This is a genomic window from Bradyrhizobium yuanmingense (assembly GCF_025200905.1).
Classification (GTDB): domain Bacteria; phylum Pseudomonadota; class Alphaproteobacteria; order Rhizobiales; family Xanthobacteraceae; genus Bradyrhizobium; species Bradyrhizobium yuanmingense.
The window spans coordinates 5653965-5674653 of sequence record NZ_CP104173.1; the positions used below are offsets into that span (position 1 = coordinate 5653965).

Sequence of the window (20689 nt, forward strand, 5' to 3'; positions counted from 1 at the left end):
CCGGCGTCCTTTGCGGAGAGATCTCCGCCTACCTTCTCCCAGTAAATCCCCCTGAGCAGAAGCCGCACGCCGGCCCGATGTTCTTGCTACAACGCATACTCAATGGTTCGCGGCAATGACTAAACCACTGGCTTCAGTGCTCGGACAGCTACCAAATCAGATAAGGTTCAGGACGCAACGATCGCGCGGTGATCCGACTACATTGATTTGAAAGAGGCTTCGCTTCGCCGCACGCGTTTAGTCGCGACCACATATACATGTTCCTGCCGCCTACCGTGGTTCTCTCTACGCACGGGGCGCTGTGAAGCGTGCGATTTTCCGCGCGCACTGCGGGTAAACTGTGCATGGCCTCGGCACTTTGTGAACCTTCACTATCCGCTACAGCTTCGGCGGGCAGACTGGTACTTTTCCGGCCAATCTAAAGGAGGGAGGGGATCGCCTTTCGCGATATCTCCTTCGCCACGAGCGCGGCAACACTTGAGCAAGCGCACCATTCTCAAACAGCGCCGTTCTCTCCAGACCGGTCCCTCGCGCAACCGTTTGACGACGGGGTCGGTGAACACTAATTGCGTGTCTGCTAATGCAGCTCAAGGTCGCTCGCGAACTGACCCTTCTTGGGCCACGGATGCCGCCAGCGTGCCGTCTGGCCTAAAGATCAATCCTCTGGTAATGCCGCGCCCCCCCTCAGCACTCGGAGAATCATGCGCGTAGAGCAGCCAGTCGTCGGCGCGGAACCCCCGATGAAACCACATAGCGTGATCGAGGCTAGCAGGGATCATCCGCCTATCGAATGGCTTGCGGCCATAACGCGCGGTCACTGAGTCAAGTAACGAGTAATCGGAGGCATAGGCCAGCGCGCATATATGCAACACCGGATCATCCGGCAGCTTCGCGGATGTCTTGATCCAGGCGTGGATACGGCCATCTTCAAACTTGTGCCCGAAGTAGCGCCCGGTCTCAACCGCGAGTAACTCAATCCCATAATGACGGCGAATGAATTCAGGCGTCTCTACAAACATAGGCTGATTGGCAAGCTTTTCAGATGTGATTTCATCCGGGAACGGCACGTCTGGCATGGTACCCTGATGGTCGAACGCGCCCTGTTCTTCAGCTTGAAACGACGCCATAACGGAGAATATCATCTCACTGCATTGGATTGCGGTGACGCGCCGGCTCGAATAGCTCTCATCGTTGAGCAGGGCTTCTACCTGGTAGATGATCGACACCTTGGGATCGCCGGCCTTAATAAAATGGCCGTGCAGCGAATGCGGTAGCCGGTCTTTCACCGTGCGGCATGCCGCCATCATCGCCTGCCCGATCAGCTGCCCCCCGAACACCCGTTGCGAGCTGGTATTTAGAACGCTGCCACGGAACAGACTAGGATCGAGCTGTTCGAGGTCGAGAATAGCAGGAAGCTCAATTTGGGTTATGGACATTGAAGGACCAATATTTTCCTGATCGTTCCAAGCGATTCATGATGCGCGCCCATCGATGATCTCGTTCACATCCGGCTGCCGGGACGAGCGAAGACACGGACCGCAAGTCCACGATCGCGATATCGCTCCGTGCCATCGTGTCAACTTGCATGTAGTGGGAACGTGGCCCAAGCGTCCCCACCTTCGTATGGCCGCCATGATCTGCTGCCATTTGTTGTCCAGCCGCTCTTCTCCGACTGAACGCATCAGTAACCCATTGATCTCTCAAGTTGCGTGGGCGGTCTATGGCTTCGATATGCATAGATTCAGCGACCTTCTGGACAGGTTTCGGCAGCCAATTTCTGTAAGTTTAACCAATTGCAAGCGCGGGCATAGCCACATGGGAGACAAGCGTAAAACCGGCATGTGCCTCTCGCCGAAGAGCATACTTGCGGACAAATCGATCGCTCTTCAATTCACTGGGGAGATTAAAAATCGAACCGATCACACAACCATGAAGCTGCGCAGCAGCTCCAGATAGGACCACCCTGTCACAGTGTGAAGATCCGCCCGGGGTTCAGAATGTTATTCGGATCGAGCGCCCGCTTGAGCGTACGCATTGTTTCGATTTCCTCCTGCGTCCTGCTGATCTTCAGGTATGGCCGCTTCAGGACACCGATACCGTGTTCAGCCGAGATCATGCCCCCGAATTCTCCGGTAATCTGATAGACGAGCTTTTCGAAATCCTCCCGCCTATCAGGCGTGTGTTCGTGATGTACTTCTAAATGTAAGTTACCATCAGCGGCGTGACCGAAAACGATCGCGAACGCCTGGACGTCGATCGCCTTGATGCGCGTGCGAACCATCTTCGCATACTCATCCATGCGGCAGATCGGAAGACTGACGTCGAAACCGATACGTGAGCCATAGGGAAAGGATCGACTAAGTTCGAGCGTGGAATCGCGGATACGCCACATCGCTGCTGCTGATGCTTTCGAATTTGAGACCGTCGCGTCGATGATCATGCTTTTGCCTATCGCGGCCTCAAGCAGCTCTTCGAGATCGACATGGATTCTGGCAGCCTTGTTACCGGAAGCTTCGAGCAGGACATAGAAGGGATGATGGGTTGGCAGCGGACTAACCACGCCATTTACGCGCTCGACCGTCAGGCGGTAGTACTCATTCCACATGGCCTCGAAGGCGGTCAGTTCTCCACCGAGACGTTGACGCGCCATGCCCAACAATGCAGAGACTTTCGCAAAGGAATCCATAGCGCACAGCATCACTTGCTGCTCGGTCGGTGCTGGAACGATGCGCAGCACTGCTCGCGTTACCACACCAAGAACGCCTTCGCTGCCAATAAAAAGATGCTTCAGGTCGATCCCTGTGTTGTTCTTGAGGTACTTTCGCAAACCATGTAGGACGGTGCCGTCGGCCGTAACAACTTCGAGGCCGAGTATCAAGTCGCGCGTCATGCCATAGCGAATTACTCGGTTGCCGCCAGCGTTGGTCGAAATGTTTCCACCGATGGTGCAACTCCCCCGCGCGCCGAGATCAAGAGGAAAAATGTAGCCTTCTCGCTCTACTCGCTCCTGGATCCTGTCGAGCGGCGCGCCGGCTTGTGCGATAGCGACGCTTGCCGACGCGTCCACCTCCTCGACCGCATTCATGCGCTCCATCGACAAGACGATTTCATTAGCGTTAGGCATTGCGCCACGCACCAAGCCTGTCATACCGCCCTGCGTCGTAAGCGGTACTTTTTCGTGGTGGCAGAGCCGAAGAACGTCCGAAACTTGCTCCGTGGTCCGAGGACGGACGACCGCTAGCGGCTTCGCCACCGCTTTACCGGCCAGATCGCGGTGATAGCGCTCGTCGATGTCAGCGCCGGCCAGCACCGAACTCTTGTCAAGCATCTTGCCCAGTTGATCAATGAAGCCGTGAGCCATGTTACCTTACGCAAAGTTTCCTGAGGACCGATACTTCGGATCGGTCTTGTGGTGAACTACTAACATCTGTAGTTGTGAACTGGCGCGAAAACTAACGCATTAGAGGCTCAATTCACGGCGTCGTATCGGGTGAGTGGTCAGACGATTCGCTTTTGCGCCTCGTGACCTGCACACTATGCAGCGTTCAAAGCTTCATTCTTCCCGACTTCCACGCTCGTGGGAAATACATCGTCGCGGTCTGATGCCTTCGAAACAGCGCGTCAAGACGCGGTGGCACGAGTGGTTTTGTATCTGACTGACCCACGTTCAACCAAGAGGAGCGTTGCCAATCAGCTCAAAACGTCGGTATGCCCTCCTCCGAAGACTCACCGGTCCGCGCGTCCGAACGAGGGATCAAGAGGTGCGCTGTCGAGCATGCGGATTGACTCAACCTGCATCCAGCGCGCTCCTCCGATATCCACACAACACCAAGATCACCTGACAGGCGGATGGCGGACCATCTTGAACGTCAGTAGCGATCGCAGCTGGTCGGATAAATCCCTTTCAAGCGTCCGCTCGTGGGTTTGCTGGGACAGGAATCCATACCGGCCTCCATTGCTCCACAGCCTTGGGAGAAGCGACGTCGCCGCTTCTCGTCCGATGCGATGGAGCACCAAGCTTGCTTCACGCCCTTCTGGAACTCGGGACAGAATACGTGGGTGCGCCTATCCTGTTGCCCTGTCGGACAGCGATGTGCGAGCGCCGCCACTTTGCAAAACCTTTCTACCTTGAATTGATTTGAGCAGGGGAAAGCTCTAACAGTCTCGCATTTGCTCGCCGGTTACTCCTTTGAATATGTTTTGGTGACGTCTCGCTTTCCGCAAGGCTCACCTTTGACTCGAACGCGGCAAAGCACACTCGTTTTTGCGCAACCGCGTGTCCCGGCTGGCCAAGTCCGGTAATCAATGCACCGCGAATCGCGCAAGTGCCTTGCGGTCGATTTCGACGCCAAGCCCTGCCCCTTGGGGTACGCGGACGATGCCCCGGGTGTGCTCTATCGGCTCGGTGAGAATGGCCTGTCGGATCGGATATTCGGTCCGGTCGAATTCCAGGAGCGGCGCGATCGGTTTGAGTGACGGCGTTGTATGGGAAGGCGAAACGGCGAGCAGATGCAGCGACGCAGCTATCGCGATGCCGGTACCCCAGACATGTGGGTTGAAGCGAATTCCGAACGCTTCCGCCATGTCGGCGATCTTCTTGCATTCGGAAAGTCCGCCCGCGGCGCAAGTATCCGGCTGTGCAATATCGAGCGCGTGCGATACGAATAGCTCGCGAAAGCCAAAGCGGGTGAACTCGCATTCTCCACCGGCGATCGGGATCGAGAGTGCCGCCTTCACGGCTCGGTATCCCGCAATGTCCTCTGGCGGCACTGGCTCCTCGAACCAAGCAATGTCGTACTTTTCGATGAGGCGCCCCAGACGGATCGCGGCCACGCTATCGTAGGCGTGATTTGCATCTACCATCAACTTCACAGATGGGCCAATTGCTTCCCGCACAACGGCCGTAGCCAGGGCATCCTCCTCCACACCGAAGCCAACCTTGAGTTTCACCGCTGAAAATCCTTCAGCGACATAGCCCGCGGCCTCCTCAGCGAGATAGCGCTTCGGATCCTCCGCTTTTCGCCTGAGCAGGCCAGTCGCGTATGCAGCAAGCTCCGCACGGTGCGCGCCACCGAGTAGCTGTTGCACAGGCTCCCCGAAATGCTTGCCCTTGATATCCCAAAGCGCGATATCAATGCCGCTCAAGCCTTGAATAACGACACCTTTTTGGCCATGATCGCGCAAGCCCGCGTAGATCATCTGCCACAGGTACTCGGTAGACAGCGGATCCTGGCCGATCAGCCATGAGGCGACGTTATCGACCACGGCTGCGGTCATCCGTGCCGGCCCGTAGCATTCTCCCCAACCCACGATACCCTGGTCGGTCTCAATCTCGACCAGCATTGCGGTGCGGGTATTATACCAAGCGCGTGAGGAGCCAAAAGGCCTCGACAGCTTGGCTTTGAGAATGTGGGTGCGTATGCCAGTGATCTTCATTGGTTGTCCTATTATTGAAAGGGAGCTCCCCTTCGACATCGAATGCACCGAGACCGCTACTCAGACGCGCGGACAAGAAAAGGTAAAAAGGCACGCCTGCACTGTAAAGTCTCGCAGGCCTTTCACAGTCTGTAGTTTTGCGCAATAAAGGCTGCGCCTCCGACGATTCCTTTCCATAAGAAGACTGCGATTTCGAACGATAGACTTGTAGGTCTCGACCGGAATACTGAGCTCCAGCACCATCCTGTCTGTCCACACCTCAAAGTGTCTGAAGTGCGATAATCGAAACTCATCCGTTCACTCGGCTCAGCGTCGGCTATGGTGAGCGAGCCTGCTCGCCAGCAGCTGGAAACGCACAACGAGAAGCATCGCGTAGATTGCCGCCCCAGTTGATAACCCAATCCAGACACCAATCGCGCCAAGGCTGCTCCTTAAACCAAGTAGGTAACTAACGGAAAGACCGATCGGCCAATACGCAATCCCGGAAAATAGAAGCGGCACTCGCGTGTCCTTCAGTCCCCGCAAGCCGCCCGAAGCAATGGTGTACACTGTGGCAGACATAAACGCGCTTGCGCCGACCACAATCAGGCGGGCAGCGAGTCCGATCGTCGCGTCAAGGTCGTCGACCGATTTACTGAGGAAGAGCGCGGCGATCTCAAAACGCGCAGCAATCACCGCAACTATCAACATGGCCACGATCAGAATTCCGAAGAGCATCGCCGCCGCACCTGCCCGCTTGATGCCGGGCCGGTCGTTGCGGCCGACTGCATGGGCAACGCGCACGGTTGCAGCCATGCCTATGCCGGAAGAGATCATGAACAGATTCGCACCAACTTGAAATGCGACCTGAGCGGCAGCAAGAGCCTTGTTGCTAATTGAGCCTATCAAGAGCAGCGCCGAAGACCAAATTCCGCACTCCAGCAGAAGGGCGCCCGAGATCGGGATCCCGATTACAAACAACTGTCGCATCAACGGCCAATCGAAGCGCCAGAGCTGCGCAAGTACGTGGTAGTCGCGGAATGGTCGACACATTTTGGCGCACCACAACCCAGCCACACACGTCAGACAGTTCACTAGTGTCGTAGCAAGTCCTGCGCCGAACAGCTCCAATTGCGGTAGGCCTAGCTTCCCATACATCAGGAGATAGACTAACAGCGCGTTCAGAGGGATTGCTATGAGCGTGATCCACAAAATTGGCTCGGGTCGGTTGACCGCGCTCATGAAAGTACGGATTGCCAGAAATGACAGCACTGGCGTCGCGCCCCAGGCCGCTCCAGACAGATATTGCTGTGCGAGCCGTGATGTGTCCGATGGCTGGCCAAGAGCTATCAATATTTTTTCGCCGCCTAGCTGAAATAAGATGATGGGGAGGGATAGCAAAACCGCCAGCCACAGCCCCATGCGGAGCGAGCGTCGTACCAGACCTAGTTTGTCTGCTCCAAACGCCTGCGCCGCAAAGGATGCGCTCGCTGTCAGCAGACCCATGCCGAAGATGAGGCTAACGAAATAAATCCTGCCAGCCAGCGCTGCCGCGGCGACCCCCTCGGTCCCGATGCGCCCGATAAAGACAAGGTCTGTCGTGATCATCGCGACCTGCCCAAGCTGCGTCAAAACTATTGGCAACGCAAGTCTAGCAATTTTGCTGACCTCAATTGCAAAGTGATGACCAGCTACCCGTCGCAGACGTCCGTGTCGCGAACACGATAATGGCTTAGTTTCGGCTGTGTTTTCAGTGGAAATCATGCTGCCTTGCTTTAGTCACGGCGAAGCGTCCGGAGCATCTAGTTCCGCCCTCAAAACGCAATGGCCGGCGGATACGGGGTCCCGGAGTGCCTTGGTCCCAGCGGCAAGTCATATTCATTTGGACCTGATGTTTAGCTGATGTCGTCTGGCGTGTTCGCCCACTGGTGAGATGGATGGATGCATCATCGGCGTCATATGGATCATGAAGGGCGGTCGCTTTGGGATTCATCGCTGCAACTACCTGGACAAGCAATGTGCTGGATAAATTCTACTCTTCAAGGTTCGTACCAACTCCGAAGCCTTAGGTTTTAAGCTTAATTTGTGCCAGCGCTATGTCTTGAGCTCGACAGCATGCGGGAAATCCTACCATTGCTGACGGGCCGATGACGGCGAGATACTGATCGGCGAGTGCGAGCAAACGAAATGTCGGAAGCAGGGCTCTGCTTCCGGCATTTGTCTGGAGAGGACGATGTCAGTGCTCGGTATTCGTGCTGGCGAGCCGCTTCACGCGAGGTGACAGCACCGATATCTCCGCGGACGAGGCTGGCATGCCGGAAACGATCATCGCAGTCGCGGTCGACTGCTCCTCGACACCGGCGCCGCCGAGCACCTGCCGCGTGAGGTTCGCGTGCGTGCGAACGCTCCTAGTTCGCCGGCGAAGAACTTTCGTTGCGTGATACGAGGGAACGAGGAAGAAGTTTTGCGCGCCAACATTTCCGGACTGTTTCTCCGGAGATATGCTCGATGTTGATGTTGGAATTCAATGTGCGGGCGCGCGCATTGGCCAAGTTTGCGGGTCCGACCAAGTCCGTGGTTTTCGATGAAAACAATGATTAAGGGAACTGTCGAGCACCGGGCGATATGGAAGTGGTGGGTGCGGAAAAGCCCCGTTCCGAGATATCACTAAAGCACTAGGGCTGCCGGGAGGAAGATCTTTTATGGTCGGGTGATCACAGAAATGAGATCGCAGGAATGATCAAGCCGGGATGCTTGCGTATAGGTGGTTGACTGATGCCGATATCGAACTGAGTGCAAGCGTTGCGTCTACACACGGCTGTAGGCTAGAGCATTATCGCATCCTATTGATCGCTGAGGATTCGCGAAGTGACGCCGACTGGAGAGTTCATGAGCGTACTGATGGATCCTCGCAGGAAGCAGCTGCTATTGCTCGCTTCCGCCGCGCGATTTATTGCGAACGTCGACCGCGTGCTCCTGTGACATAAACGCAAAGCTCTCTTTGTCGGCGCTCAGGTCGGCCTGCTTCGCGACACCGGGACGAGATCGCGCACGATGCCGTTGGGTCGCTATTGCCTCGCCACTACACAGATCAGAATAGCCCGCCGCTCTCACTGACGCGCCGCAGGTGGTAATCGGCATCGCCAAAGGTGTGCTCGATCATAGTCAGCCGCTTAAAATAGTGTCCGATCTTGGCGTCCATCGTCATACCGATGCCGCCATGCAGCTGAATCGATTGCTGGCCGATGAATTTTCCGCTTCTTCCGATCTGCACTTTTGCCGCTGCCATCGATTTTGCCCGCTCGGCCGGGTCATCGAAATTGCTGGCCATGGTGGCAAACATCGACATTGAGCGCGCTTGTTCAAGCGCGACGAACATGTCGGCGGCGCGGTGCTGCAGGCTTTGAAAAGTCCCGATCGCCACACCGAACTGCTCCCGAGCCTTCAGGTATTCGATGGTCATGTTCAGAGACTCGTCCATAAGGCCGACAGCTTCCGCGCAGAGAGCAGCGCGGGCCTCGTCGACAACTCGTTCGATCAGCGGCAGGCCGTTGTCAACATCCCCGATCGCGGCCTCCGCAGCGATCTCGACACCACTTAGAACAACATCAGTAGCATGGAGGCCGTCTTGGGTTTGATAGCTCCTTTTGGAGACTTCTTTGGCGGTGGCAGGCACCAGGAAGACCCCAACACCGCATTTGTCACGTCGCGCGCCACGGGTGCGCGCCGTCACAATGAGCGCGTCCGCATTCTCGCCGTTAATGACGATTCGCTTTTCGCCATCGATAATCCATCCGTTGCCCATCTTCTTCGCAGAGGTGGCAACGTCGTTCAAATCGTAGCGTGAGCTTTTCTCGAGCTGGGCAAACGCAAACGTTTTGCTGCCGTCCACAATCGAGGGGATATGCGCAGCCTTTTGCGCTGCTGAGCCGCCATGGCGCAGGAAGCCGCCGCCGATCACAACTGTCGCCAGATAGGGCTCGAGCACTAGCGCGCGTCCTAGAGCCTCCATGACAATCAGCGTCTCAACGGCACCGGCACCGAAGCCGCCGTCTGCTTCGAGAAACGGTAAGCCGAGCAGGCCTTGCTGGGCAAGGCGGCTCCAGATCGCTCGGCTCCAGCCGCCCTTCTCCTTCATGTATTTATGCCGCTGCTCGAAACGATAGACATCCGCCAAAAGGCGGCCCACGCTTTCCTTCAGGATCCGCTGCTCATCAGATAGATCGAACTCCATTTTTGGTCCCTTCGCGACAAACCTGGGTTACCCCTTTTCCGCTCAAGAGGCGCTACAGCCGCAGTACGGTTTTGCTAATGATGTTACGCTGGATTTCGTTCGACCCGCCGTAAATCGAAACCTTCCGGTTGTTGAAGTAGCTCGGTGCGATCTGTGTGGTCCAATCGCTCTCTTCATTCCAAGAATCGCGATGCCCATCGAAAGGCGCGACGAAGGGCCCGATCACCTCCATTAGGAGCTCGGTCGTGGCCTGTTGAAGCTCAGAGCCTTTGATCTTGAGCACGGAAGACACCGGATTGGGCTTGCCCTTGCCATGCTTGCCTTCATCCGCGACGACCCGCAGCTGCGTCAGCTCCAGGGCCTTCAGTTCTATCTCACAGGCGGCAAGTTTCTGACTGAAGACGGGGTCCGTGAGCACAGACTGGCCGCAGGACTCGAATGCCAAGGCAACTTCCCTGATCCGACGGATCCGCTCCTTGGAGACGCCGACACGGGCGATGCCGATGCGCTCATTGGCAAGCAGGAATTTAGCGTAATCCCATCCCTTGTTCTCCTCCCCGACAAGATTTTCCACAGGCACCTCTACGCCCTCGAAGAACACCTCGTTTACCTCGTAGTCGCCGTCGATAGTTTGGATCGGGCGCACGGTGATACCCTTGCTCTTCATGTCGACTAGTATGAAGGAGATTCCGGCCTGCTTCTTGGCAGTTGGATCTGTGCGGCAGAGACAGAAAACCATGTCGGCATATTGGGCTAACGTTGTCCAGGTTTTCTGGCCGTTTATGATGTAGCTGTCTCTTTTGCGCTCGGCTTTCATCTTCAGTGACGCGAGGTCGGAACCGGAGCCAGGCTCAGAAAAGCCTTGGCACCACCAGTCATCGACGTTGGCGATGCGCGGCAAATAGTACTTCTTCTGCGCTTCGTTGCCGAAGGTGTAAATAACCGGGCCAACCATGTAAACGCCGAAGGCGAGCGGCGCTAGGGCCGGATACATCTGAAGCTCCTCCCTGAAGATGTAGTGCTGCACCGAGGTCCACCCCGTGCCTCCATATTCCTCCGGCCAGTGGCTAACGCTCCAGCCTCTCTTGTTAAGAGTGCGCCACCAGGCGATCATCTCGTCTTTGGACAGCTTCCAGCCTTCGACGAGCTTGCGCCTCAACTTCGCAGGTACGTTATCGTGGAGGAACTGCCGCACCTCCTCGCGAAATTCCAGCTCTTCAACTGTGAATGCGAGATTCATCGGATTCTCCAGTGTGCAATTCCGGCTCGCCTCACCCTGTTTTCCCAGCAGTGTCGCCCGCCTTTGTAGCAATGGTTGTGCCACCGAGTTTAAGCGGGTTAAGCGCCTGATTCACTTTGAAGAGAGTTCAAGCCGCAAACGGCGCCCGTGTTGAATCCGACAACCGTGGTATGACCGGTACAAACCGGCCAAAGTTGAGCGGCCCTTTACTTGGTCGTCCGTTAAGAAGGCGAATTGAGCGGGACGGGATGGCCGAACGTGCGCCATAGCTGTAGCAGGATGAGGCACAAGAGTTCTCTGAGCCAGGCGAGGATGCGGCGGAAGTTGTGGCCGACGGCCGAGAGGATGACGTTGGCCGCATCGCCGGCGCGGCCTTTGAGGTAGCAGCGGCCGAGGTGACCATCGGCCTTTGGGTGTCCGATGATGGGTTCGACGGCGGAGCGGCGGCGCAGCTCGCGCTTGATGACCCCGAAGACGCCGCGCTTCTGGCCGGAGATGAAGACCCGGCGGGGATTTTGTGCGTCATGGCCGCGGTATCCCTTGTCGACATAGGCCCGCTCGATCGCGCAGCCGGTGAGTGTCTCGGTGTGGTCGATGACGTCCCGCAAGGTGTGACCGTCGTACGGGTTATCGGGTAGCGCACTGGCATGCAGCACGAACAGGCCGCCCGGAGCCCGGCGGTTGTTGGTGACGATGGAGGCTCTGACGCCGAACTCGTAAGGCGCGGCTGCTTTACCCTTGCCGATGCACTCGGCCTCCGGAGCATCGAAGGAATACAGCTTCCAGCCGCGCTGGCGCTGCTGCTGCGAGCGGATCTGGGAGGCCCGGCTGAGCGGGAGGGCGAAGGCGTTCTCGGGCATGGCCTGGCTTCGATCTTGCGGCGGATATCGCGGATGATCCGGCCAACCGGCTGCGCAGGATGCGCAACTGCGGCTGATGCCGCTTGAATTGCTTGGCGTGGGCGTAGCGTCCCGCCATCATCGCCGCGGTCTTGGCAATGCGAAGATAGCACTGCCGCAGCTTGACCCCGTGCTTCCTCCGCCAGGCGGTTGAGCCCCTTGATGGCCGCGTGCAGCAGCTTGGCATTGGTCGGGAAGGTGATGGCCTTCGGCTGCACGGTGGTATCGACCGTGACCCGTTTGAGATCCTGGCTGCGTAACGCGCCGGCCTGGTGCGCCACCCGCAGGCTCTCGGCCAACAGCAGCTCCAGCTTGTCGCCGAGCCGCTTGCGCCAGTGGCTCAGGTCCGAGCGCTCGTGCGGGAACGCATGATGAACTCTTCGCCGGTGAAGTACTGGAAATATGGGTCGTGGACCCAGCGCTCGCGCACCCCCTCATCGGACAGGCCGTAAATGTGCTTGAGCAGCAGCAGCCCGATCATGACGCGGGTCGCAATCTCCGGTCGACCGCTCTCGCTGTAGAGCGGCGCGATCTCGCCGTCGATCCAGTCCCAATCGACCCTGCCGGCGAGTTGAACCAGCTCGTGCTTTATGTTGATGATCTGGTCCAGCCTGGCCCGGAACAGATCGTTCGATCCCGTCGTCTTATGCTTCTTCGGCCGCATCGTCCCCCTCCATGCGATACGGAATCATGGTTGGCGATTCGACGGAATCCTGAAAATGAAATTTCAAGGTGCCGACGCCCGAAGCATCAAACCCCTGCAAACGCAAAACAGTCCACAACGACAAATGCGATTCTAGCTCAATCGCTTAGCCACTCTTCACGGACGACTACTTGAGTTATTCAATTTGCAGTGACCCACTAGCTTTCCTTTATAAGATTCAGGCCAGTCTCAAATGGGCCGAAACGGTTCGAGGCCGCCGCAGCTGATGGCCGGAGCGATCGGTCGACTGAATGGACGCGCATACCCGAGGCTTGGGTTTCCTCGCCGCAGTGACCATGCTTGCGTGATGATGGACAAGCGCCGAGGAACGCAGTCGTCTTCAAATCGCATCCGGAACAAATTCGCCCTCCCTAATCTTGGGAGCGGCTCAGAGGGGATTGAAGAAGCCAATCGAGGATACAGCGGGACCGAGCGCTCTTCCATCGCACCCCCGAGCTCGCTACGGTTAAGTTCGGCATGTGAGCTTGAAATTCAACAGGTCGTCGCTGCGCTCTAACGATGTATTCCGTCACTATGCATAGCCAAGAGCGCGCATCCGCCGCGCGCGCGACAACAACAAGCGGCATGGGTTTCCTCCGCAGTCTCGGCCTAGAGGTACGAATACATGATAGGTTCATCAGCATGACGCGACGTAGCTGGTGTCATGCCAAAACAAACTCTGGACCCAGTGACCGTTCGTATCCCACGGCGGCGTCCGCAGCCTCACGACAGCTGCTTGCGCCGACCCTGATCGCAAGTGTCGACCCACAAGGAAAGGTAGGTGCGCGGGCGATTCGGATATGTAAACAACAGTCAAGCCAGAAAGATAGGGCCGCACCGGCACGAGGCGACCTTAATGCGGCGTTAGACATTACGTTCTGAATAAGGAAGAATGATGCCCCAGACAATTCGAGAAGCTCGTTGGTATCGCTCGATGCTCTACGTCCCTGGGCACAAACTCGACTGGATGTTAAAGGCGCCCCGATATGGAGCGGATGCCCTGATGTTTGATCTCGAAGATTCGGTCGAGATTGGTCAAAAAGCTGGTGCTCGCAAGGCGGTTGCGGCAGCTATCAAGGAACTGTCCGCCGGCCGCTTCGGGCGCTTCGTGAGGGCGAATGGGTGGCGTACAGGCTATCTGCTAGACGACCTTAATGCGGTTGTAATCGCGGGCCTTGATGGAGTGGCGGTAGCTAAAACCGAAGATCCAGAAGAGATTGCGGCTCTGGACCTTGTGCTCGGGGACTTGGAGCGGTCGCGGGGGCTCCCGGTCGGCCGGATCGAGATTTTTCCGTACCCGGAATCCGCAGTAGGTAGGTACAACTACTATGAACTATGTATGGCCTCTCAGCGAGTCAAGCGGGCCGGTGGTGCTGGTGGCCCTACCCCAGGTGGAGACATGGCCCGCTCCCTGGGCCTGCAATTCAATGACTTGGCCGATGAGGGGATTTGTTTTGGAGCCCACTCCGTGGTGCAAGTTCGTGCTGCTGGGATCATACACGTCGAAGGCGCCATGACAGCGAACTTGGACGACCTCGACTTAGTGCGGCGAATTGGCGAAAGATCGAAGCGCATGGGAGCCTCTTGGGCGTCAGCAATCCATCCCAGCCATATCCCCATCATCAATGAGGTCTACTCGCCATCGCAGGATGAGATTAACGAGGCCCGTGAGATCGTTTCCGTCCTGGCGGAAGCGACTGCCCGCGGCCAGGGCGCAGTTCGGCATAACTCAGCGCTTCTGGACTATGCGAGCGTTCGGACAGCAATGAACATCCTTAAGAAGGCTCGGGAAGTCGGAATTGATGTTGGCAACGTTCCAACGGTCGAGCTGCCATCACTTTGAGGGGTTTGGCTACGACCGACTGGGTTGAAGCAGCGATTTGATCACGTCGGCAGGAAGCGGTCGCTAGGGCGACGATAAAGCAAACCGTGACCACTTCACGCCTGCCCCCAACAGGCACCACCCGGGCGCGCCGCTGCGTCGCCGGTCGAGTCCACTCCGCGCCGCAGATGAGCCCCTTCCATGGGCCGCTGGCGCGATCTCTCTAGAGTGCTCCATCGCTCTTAAAGCATCGCTGACGCTCGTGGCCCGACTTCAACGCCTGACGAGGTGTATCGGCAATCAGCCACCGGACGTCATTCGTCCGCCACTCTTATTCGTCGTTTGTGAAGAACTCTGGCTTCAGGCTGGAACGGGTTGAACGGCGGCAATGAGAGCAGTGAGGATTTGGCGCAGCAATAGGCTGAGCCAACGAATGAGGCGGCGGAAGTTGTAGCCGGCGGCGGCGAGAACGGTGTTGGCTGCGTCTCCTTGGGAGATAGTTGCGACCCATGCGATGCTCGGCCTTGAGATGGCCTATGACGGGCTCGACGGCGGCCCTGCGGCGCAATTCGCGCTTGATCTTGGGCGTCACGCCTCGCTTCTGGCCGGAGATGAAGATCCTGAACTTGTGATCGGATGGCGCATTGTGGCCCCGGTATCCCTTGTCGGCGAGAATGCGCGCGATCGTGTTGCCGACGAGCACCTCCATGTCCGGGATCACGGTGGCCAGCGTATGACCGTCATAGGGGTTGCCAGGCAGCGCCCTCACATGGGTGACGAACTAGCCGCCCTTGGCATGGCCGATCGTGGTGGCGACGGAGACTTTGACGCCGAACTCGTAAGGCCGATGGGCCTTGCCTTTGCCGATGCACTCGACCTCCGGCGCGTGCAGGGAATAGACCTTCGGCCCGCGCTGATGCTGCTTCTGCTCGCGCACGCGCCGCGCCAGCGCGAGCAGCTTTGCGAACGCCGATTCGAGCCCGCCGTCACCATCGATCTTGCGGCTGATGTCACGGATGACGCGGCCGAGATAGGTCCGTAGCGTCTTGAGCTTCCGGTTGGCGCGCTTGAACTGCTTGGCGTGGGCATAGCGCTGATGCTGGATCAGAGCGAACTTGCCCACCCGCGCATAGGACTGGCGCAAAGCCACCCCGTGACGCTGCGCCAGCCGTACCAGCTTCTCGCGCGCCCGGTTCAGAAGCTTCGCATCGGTAGGGAACGTCACGTTCTTGGGCTGAACCGTGGTGTCGACTATCACCCGCGACAGCTCGGACGGCTTAATCGCCTTGGTCTTGGTGGCAACCGACAGGCTCTCCTGGATCAGCGCAGCCAGCCGCTCCTCGCCCATGCGGTTACGCCAGCGCGTCAGCGATGAACGATCGAACACCAGCCGGTGCTGGAAGAACTCCTCGCCACAGAAGTATTGGTAATAGGGGTTCTCGACCCACCGCTCGCACAGCGCCTCGTCGGAGAGGTCGTAGGTGTGCTTGAGGATCGCCAGTCCCGCCATCAAGCGCGTCGGCAGCGGCGGCCGGCCGGGATCATCGGTGTAGACCTCGCCGAACCGCTCTTCCAAAAAGCTCCAATCCACCGCGCGGCCCAGCGCTACCAGCGGATGCTTCATGTCGATGATCTGATCAAGCCGAAAGCGGAAAAGATCCTGCTCTCCCGTCTCGCCCCGCTCCCGTGGTCGCATCTCGCCTCCTCGCCAAAGCAGTCCGAGATGAGTGAATCACAAATCAAGTTGCAAGGAATCCCGCTTGAAGGGCCTGCTTTCCGGCAAATCCGGTCACGGCAAAATCCCGTTTCCAAATTCCCGGTCAACGGCTTGGGAGCTCTTCACGGACGACTTATTCCGTGCGGCAGGTCGCCCTCAGCTTCTCGCCCCATCCGCGGATGCCCGCAACTGGTCTGCAGTCTACGGCGGGTCGAAAGGGCCAGGGCAGCCGTGCCCGGGGCTACTTTTTTGCACATGGAAGAGTACACATTGCGCTGCAGCCCGCGTGTTGCCCCTCGCCGGCCGCCTACCGTAGCGCACGGTCAGGTGCAAGCGTTAGCGGTCCACTCTCGTCAGTTCCAAGTCATAGCTGTTCCGCGTCGTGCAGTCTTCGAGGGAAGCGGGCGCGGCACTCGAGTTGGGCAGTCGTGGCGGATCTAGCGACCGAGTTCGCAGTTGGTCAGAGATTGTCGCGCGCGCCGGCGTTGATGTCGATGAGGCGCACCAGCGAGGGATCGGGTGCTTCGCCATGATACGCCATAGCGTGAAGGTGTTCCTCGCCAGCCATCTAGTCAAACCACGCAATGATGTAGGTGCACCTCCCGCTCTCCTCGACGACAACGGCTTGCTGATCGCAGGGCACAGCGTTCTTCGATACCCTCGCCCTTGCGATTGATCGCAGCGCGGCTGCCAAAGTCGATTAGCTAGGTCCTTTTCAGGCGGAGCGACAGTGCAAACTCATGCACTCGCGTTCGCATCGCCCCATAAGAGAGCGGCATCGTCTTTATGTTCGAAACCGTGGTCATGTCGCCGTGGCCGCAAGTTGATAACATCGCCAGTAGCGTTGTGCCGGTCGCCAGGGCTCGGCCAGAGGTCGACGACGATACAGACAAGGGGCGTCGAGATCACCGACGTCGGCGCGTTGAGGTGCTCGCCATCTCGCCCGTGGCGTTGCTTTCCGCTGAGTACAGCGTCGGCTCTCGGATAATCTGCCCGCGCGGCGGCGGCCGCTGGCCTGTTTCTCCTGTTCTGCCCTTTATCGAAATCGACTCTCACGAACTGTCCTCTGCCGGCCTCAAGACGCACCTTCCAGCAAGACGGTCCGGCTCACGGTTCAGCTCCAGTGATCACTCGAACAACAGCATTCGATATTTTGGAGCCGCTCAGTCCAAAGCTGTCGAGGGCATCCTCGTATGCAAGGTTGCTCGGATATTTCCTGGACCCTGAGAATGGCAAGTGTCTAATGCCATACACGCCGTGCTGAACCAGCATCTCCGAAACGATGCTAGCTAACCCACCGACCTTTCCGTGCTCTTCGACGGTGACGAGTATATCCGTCGTTTTGAGCGCTGTGAGAAGCGTTGTTTCGTCAAACGGCCACACGCGGATTGCATTTAGAACGCTGCAGCTGATGTCTGTGTCGTTTAGCAAATCAGCCGCGGCTATAGCAGCGAAAAGACTACGACCGGTGCTCACAATCGTCACGCGGTTACCTCGCCTTAGTATCTGCAGCCGGTCTAGATCTGCGTTCTCGCCGCCATGTTCTCTCATGGTTGGCGACAAAAAAGGACTTTCCACGCGAACATAAGCAAATCCGCGCTCCACAAATAAGCGATCAACGATATTGTGCATGTCCACGTAAGTACTCGGGCAGTAAATGGATACATTTTCCAGTGTACGCATGATCGAAATATCTTCGTGAGGCACATGGGTATGTCCCTGGAACGTGTGGTAGAGACCAGACCACAGGCCTACGACTTTCACGTCGTAATTTCCATGTGACAGGAGCGTGCGAATCTGCTCGTAGGCCCTCATCGTGATGAATGATGCTATGCCCACAACGAGGACTTTGTGCCCGCAACTGGCCATTCCGGCGGCCACGCCAGCCGCACACTGCTCCATTATCCCGAGGTCAAGAAAGTAATCCGGATAATCCGCCTCAATTCGCTCCACTTGCGATGACTTCTTTGAGTCGACGGAAATGAGGGTAAAGGCATTTCCCGCCTTCGCTTTTCTTAGGAGCGCAGCTGAGAACGCGGAACGAAGATCAAAAGATTGGCTCGACACGGTGCTCTGCTCCTGACTGAACTTGATACGACGTAACTGATCACCCATCCCGCTTTCCATGGTGCAGGCACCGATGCAATTGGCTGCGATTAAGCGCGGGTAAGACCTAACACTTTTTGTGGCAAGAAGACTTTCGATAATGTCGGCACCGTCTTTCGCAGTGCGAGCCTCCTGGAGCGTGCAAGTCTCTAAGCGCGTTGGACCGATAACATTGCGCAGTACCGCATTTGCAGAGTTGGTGAGCAAGGTCGACTAGTCCTTCGTTGTAGCCTTGACTAGCTGGAAAAGGGTTAGCAAGCGAACCCATGCAGGTTCGTAATGCATCTTCGGACCCATGCTGGAAGAAGTCCCAGTGTCTGATATTCGATGCTTGTAGATTCACCAACCTGATCTCTGAAGCCTTGAGCCGCTATAGGCCGCTAGTGGAGCGGAAGGTTTCCAGCTCTTTGAGAGCGTCGCTGTACTCCGTCTCGGACGGAACTCGGTAATGCCAATCCGCTGAATTCTCCATAAACGAGATACCGCGTCCCTTGATCGTATGCGCTATCAGAACTTGCGGAGAAGTGGATGTTTCAGCGCTCGATCGGGCAAGGTTGAGCGCGTGCACGATTTCCGATATCGAGTGGCCATCTACTTCTTGCACATGCCAGCCAAACGATTTCCATTTCTCAGCCAGAGGCTCAAGCGCCATTACTGTTTCGGTTGGACCATCGACCTGGTATCGATTTCGATTAACGACAACAAGCAGGTTGCTCAACTTGAGATGATGGCCAGCCAAGGCTGCTTCCCAGACGGATCCTTCGTTCATCTCTCCGTCCCCAACAACTACGACCGTTAGATAAGGTTGCCCAAACGATTTTGCGTACAATGCCGCTCCGATCCCGAACGCGATCCCGTGTCCAAGAGACCCGCCCGTCATTTCAACGCCGGGGATGCTGATTGTCGGAAACATTGTGAGTTCCGAACCGCGCACGAGAAATCGCTCCAGAGAAAATGGCGGCAAGAACCCGCGATGCTCCATTACTCCAAAGAGGGCCACTGCACCTTGGCAAGAACTTAAAACGAGGCGGTCGCGGTTAGGGTCATCTGGTTTTAGCGGATCGACGCGCAGAAATCGAAAAAAAAGGCTGTAAAGGATTTCGATTAGCGAAAGGGAGGAACCAATATGCCCACCTCTGGCATTCCGGATTGTACTTAGAGTGCGAGTGCGAAGTGAGTTGCAGAGCAACTCATCCTCCCTCTGCATTGTTGTGACTGACGAGAGTTTCTCTGCTTTTTCCGCGGTCACGGTTTGCTCCATCCACGCAACGCCTCACAGGTGTGACGCGGGGCCAATATTCGCAGGTTTGGCGTGCTGGCCAACTACTGATTCTGGTATTTGATCTACGACCAAGCAGGGTCCACTACGACCAAGCAAGGTCCACCTAGTAAACAACCTAGCGCCTCGCTCTAAGGGATTGAATGCAGGTAACAGATCTGAGCTCGAAAACTTCTGAGGTTCTCATCTCGAATGCAGCATGGATTGCAAGACAACGACCAGATCGCCGAGCGGGTAATGGTGGCGCAGAAATGCATCATCGATATTCCCTGTGAGACGTGACAGGCGGAGACGCGACGGCGGAGCTGGTGGCGACCCGTGGCATCAAATAAGATTCTTTCGATAGGACCGAACCATGCATTCAGTGTCAATTTGGCTATCGCAGCTCACGTTCGCCGCGGCCAGCGGCTGGCTCGCCGCCACGATGTTCGCCGCACCAACCACCTGCAAGGCGCCCCGCTTCCCACGGCTTACTATGGATCAGCTTGATGAGCAGCAGAAGCCGCTCGCCGAGCAGATCATGAAGGTGTCGAGCGTCGGCCTCGGCGGCCCCTACAATCCGATGCTCCGCAGCCCCGTGCTCGGCCAGCGGCTGTACGACCTCTTCTATTACTTGCGCTGGCAGACCTCTGTGCCGATCAGGCTCAACGAGTTCGCCATCCTGGTCATCGGCAGGCAGTGGCGCTCGCAGGTCGAATGGTTCGCGCACGCGCCGCTTGCCGCCAAGGCCGGCTTGTCCAGCAAGGTTATAGCTCAGCTGAAGGCCGGCGATCGCCCCTCGGAGATGTCAGAGGACGAATCGGTCACCTACGACTTCATCACCGAGCTCACTACGGCCAGGAAGGTGTCAGATGCCACTTACGCCCGCGCGAAGAAGATCTTCAACGATCAGCAGATCGTCGATCTCACCGCGGTTGCGGGCAATTACGTGATGGTCGCGATGATGCTGGCGATGGCGGAAGAGACTGTGCCATCAGGGCAGGAGGACCCGTTCGAGGTTTGCCAAAAGTAACCACATCGTGTGCGTATGGATGATTTCGAGGCTCGGGCGAGATGCCGGCCTGAAGTTGCACGACGGCATCGCCTGCGGATCGACGCTCTGCGCCAAGTTGAAGCGGCTTAGGGCGGTCGCGGAGTGAGCGGGCCCTCTCTTGCCCCGCGATCGTTCTTGATCCAGCCGAATGCCTCCTCCATCCGCCTGGGGCTGGTCGTTCGCCCGTCAATCGGTAGAGCTGCGACCGCTCTGTAGCGAGACCGAACTTTGGACCACCCAG

General features: G+C 57.5%; 10 protein-coding genes and 2 pseudogenes. 2 read left to right on the forward strand and 10 right to left on the reverse strand.

Features of this window, described 5'->3' with window-relative positions; translation table 11 throughout:
• Nucleotides 1-587: 587 nt before the first annotated feature.
• The 7 genes and pseudogenes from N2605_RS26360 to N2605_RS26390 form a co-directional block, all read right to left on the reverse strand.
• On the reverse strand, nucleotides 588-1436 hold the full coding sequence (locus tag N2605_RS26360) for an acyl-CoA thioesterase (protein WP_260343671.1): 849 nt from the start codon (nucleotides 1434-1436) through the stop codon (nucleotides 588-590).
• Between the two features lie 530 nt (nucleotides 1437-1966).
• A complete protein-coding gene (locus N2605_RS26365) occupies nucleotides 1967-3361 on the reverse strand; it encodes an FAD-binding oxidoreductase (RefSeq protein WP_260343672.1) in 1395 nt (464 codons plus the stop codon).
• Between the two features lie 941 nt (nucleotides 3362-4302).
• Nucleotides 4303-5436, reverse strand: a complete 1134-nt coding sequence (locus N2605_RS26370; RefSeq protein WP_260343673.1) for a mandelate racemase/muconate lactonizing enzyme family protein — start codon at nucleotides 5434-5436, stop codon at nucleotides 4303-4305.
• A gap of 306 nt (nucleotides 5437-5742) precedes the next feature.
• A complete protein-coding gene (locus tag N2605_RS26375) occupies nucleotides 5743-7023 on the reverse strand; it encodes an MATE family efflux transporter (protein ID WP_311735327.1) in 1281 nt (426 codons plus the stop codon).
• 1483 nt (nucleotides 7024-8506) lie between these two features.
• Nucleotides 8507-9649, reverse strand: coding sequence for a pimeloyl-CoA dehydrogenase small subunit (pimD, locus tag N2605_RS26380; protein ID WP_260343675.1), 1143 nt, complete (start codon nucleotides 9647-9649; stop codon nucleotides 8507-8509).
• A gap of 52 nt (nucleotides 9650-9701) precedes the next feature.
• Entirely contained in the window at nucleotides 9702-10889 is a 1188-nt protein-coding gene (gene pimC, locus N2605_RS26385) for a pimeloyl-CoA dehydrogenase large subunit (protein WP_260343676.1), read from the reverse strand.
• Nucleotides 10890-11110: 221 nt separating this feature from the next.
• Nucleotides 11111-12452, reverse strand: a pseudogene (locus N2605_RS26390) (IS5 family transposase).
• A gap of 1006 nt (nucleotides 12453-13458) precedes the next feature.
• Between N2605_RS26390 and N2605_RS26395 the strand changes: the two are divergent.
• Nucleotides 13459-14334: an HpcH/HpaI aldolase/citrate lyase family protein gene (locus tag N2605_RS26395; RefSeq protein WP_260347497.1), complete on the forward strand. Its 876-nt coding sequence runs from the start codon at nucleotides 13459-13461 to the stop codon at nucleotides 14332-14334.
• Between the two features lie 339 nt (nucleotides 14335-14673).
• On the opposite strand, the pseudogene N2605_RS26400 reads toward N2605_RS26395, so the two are convergent.
• The 3 genes and pseudogenes from N2605_RS26400 to N2605_RS26410 all read right to left on the reverse strand — a co-directional run bounded on the left by N2605_RS26400 (nucleotide 14674) and on the right by N2605_RS26410 (nucleotide 19397).
• Nucleotides 14674-16009: pseudogene (locus tag N2605_RS26400) on the reverse strand (IS5 family transposase).
• 1128 nt (nucleotides 16010-17137) lie between these two features.
• Complete coding sequence (locus tag N2605_RS26405; RefSeq protein WP_260343677.1) at nucleotides 17138-18343, reverse strand: transketolase family protein; 1206 nt, start codon at nucleotides 18341-18343, stop codon at nucleotides 17138-17140.
• Between the two features lie 163 nt (nucleotides 18344-18506).
• A complete protein-coding gene (locus N2605_RS26410) occupies nucleotides 18507-19397 on the reverse strand; it encodes a transketolase (protein WP_260343678.1) in 891 nt (296 codons plus the stop codon).
• Nucleotides 19398-19770: 373 nt separating this feature from the next.
• Here N2605_RS26410 and N2605_RS26415 point away from each other — a divergent pair, with 373 nt between their 5' ends.
• Nucleotides 19771-20427 (forward strand): carboxymuconolactone decarboxylase family protein, encoded by a 657-nt coding sequence (locus N2605_RS26415; RefSeq protein WP_260343680.1) that lies wholly within the window; start codon nucleotides 19771-19773, stop codon nucleotides 20425-20427.
• Nucleotides 20428-20689 lie beyond the last annotated feature (262 nt).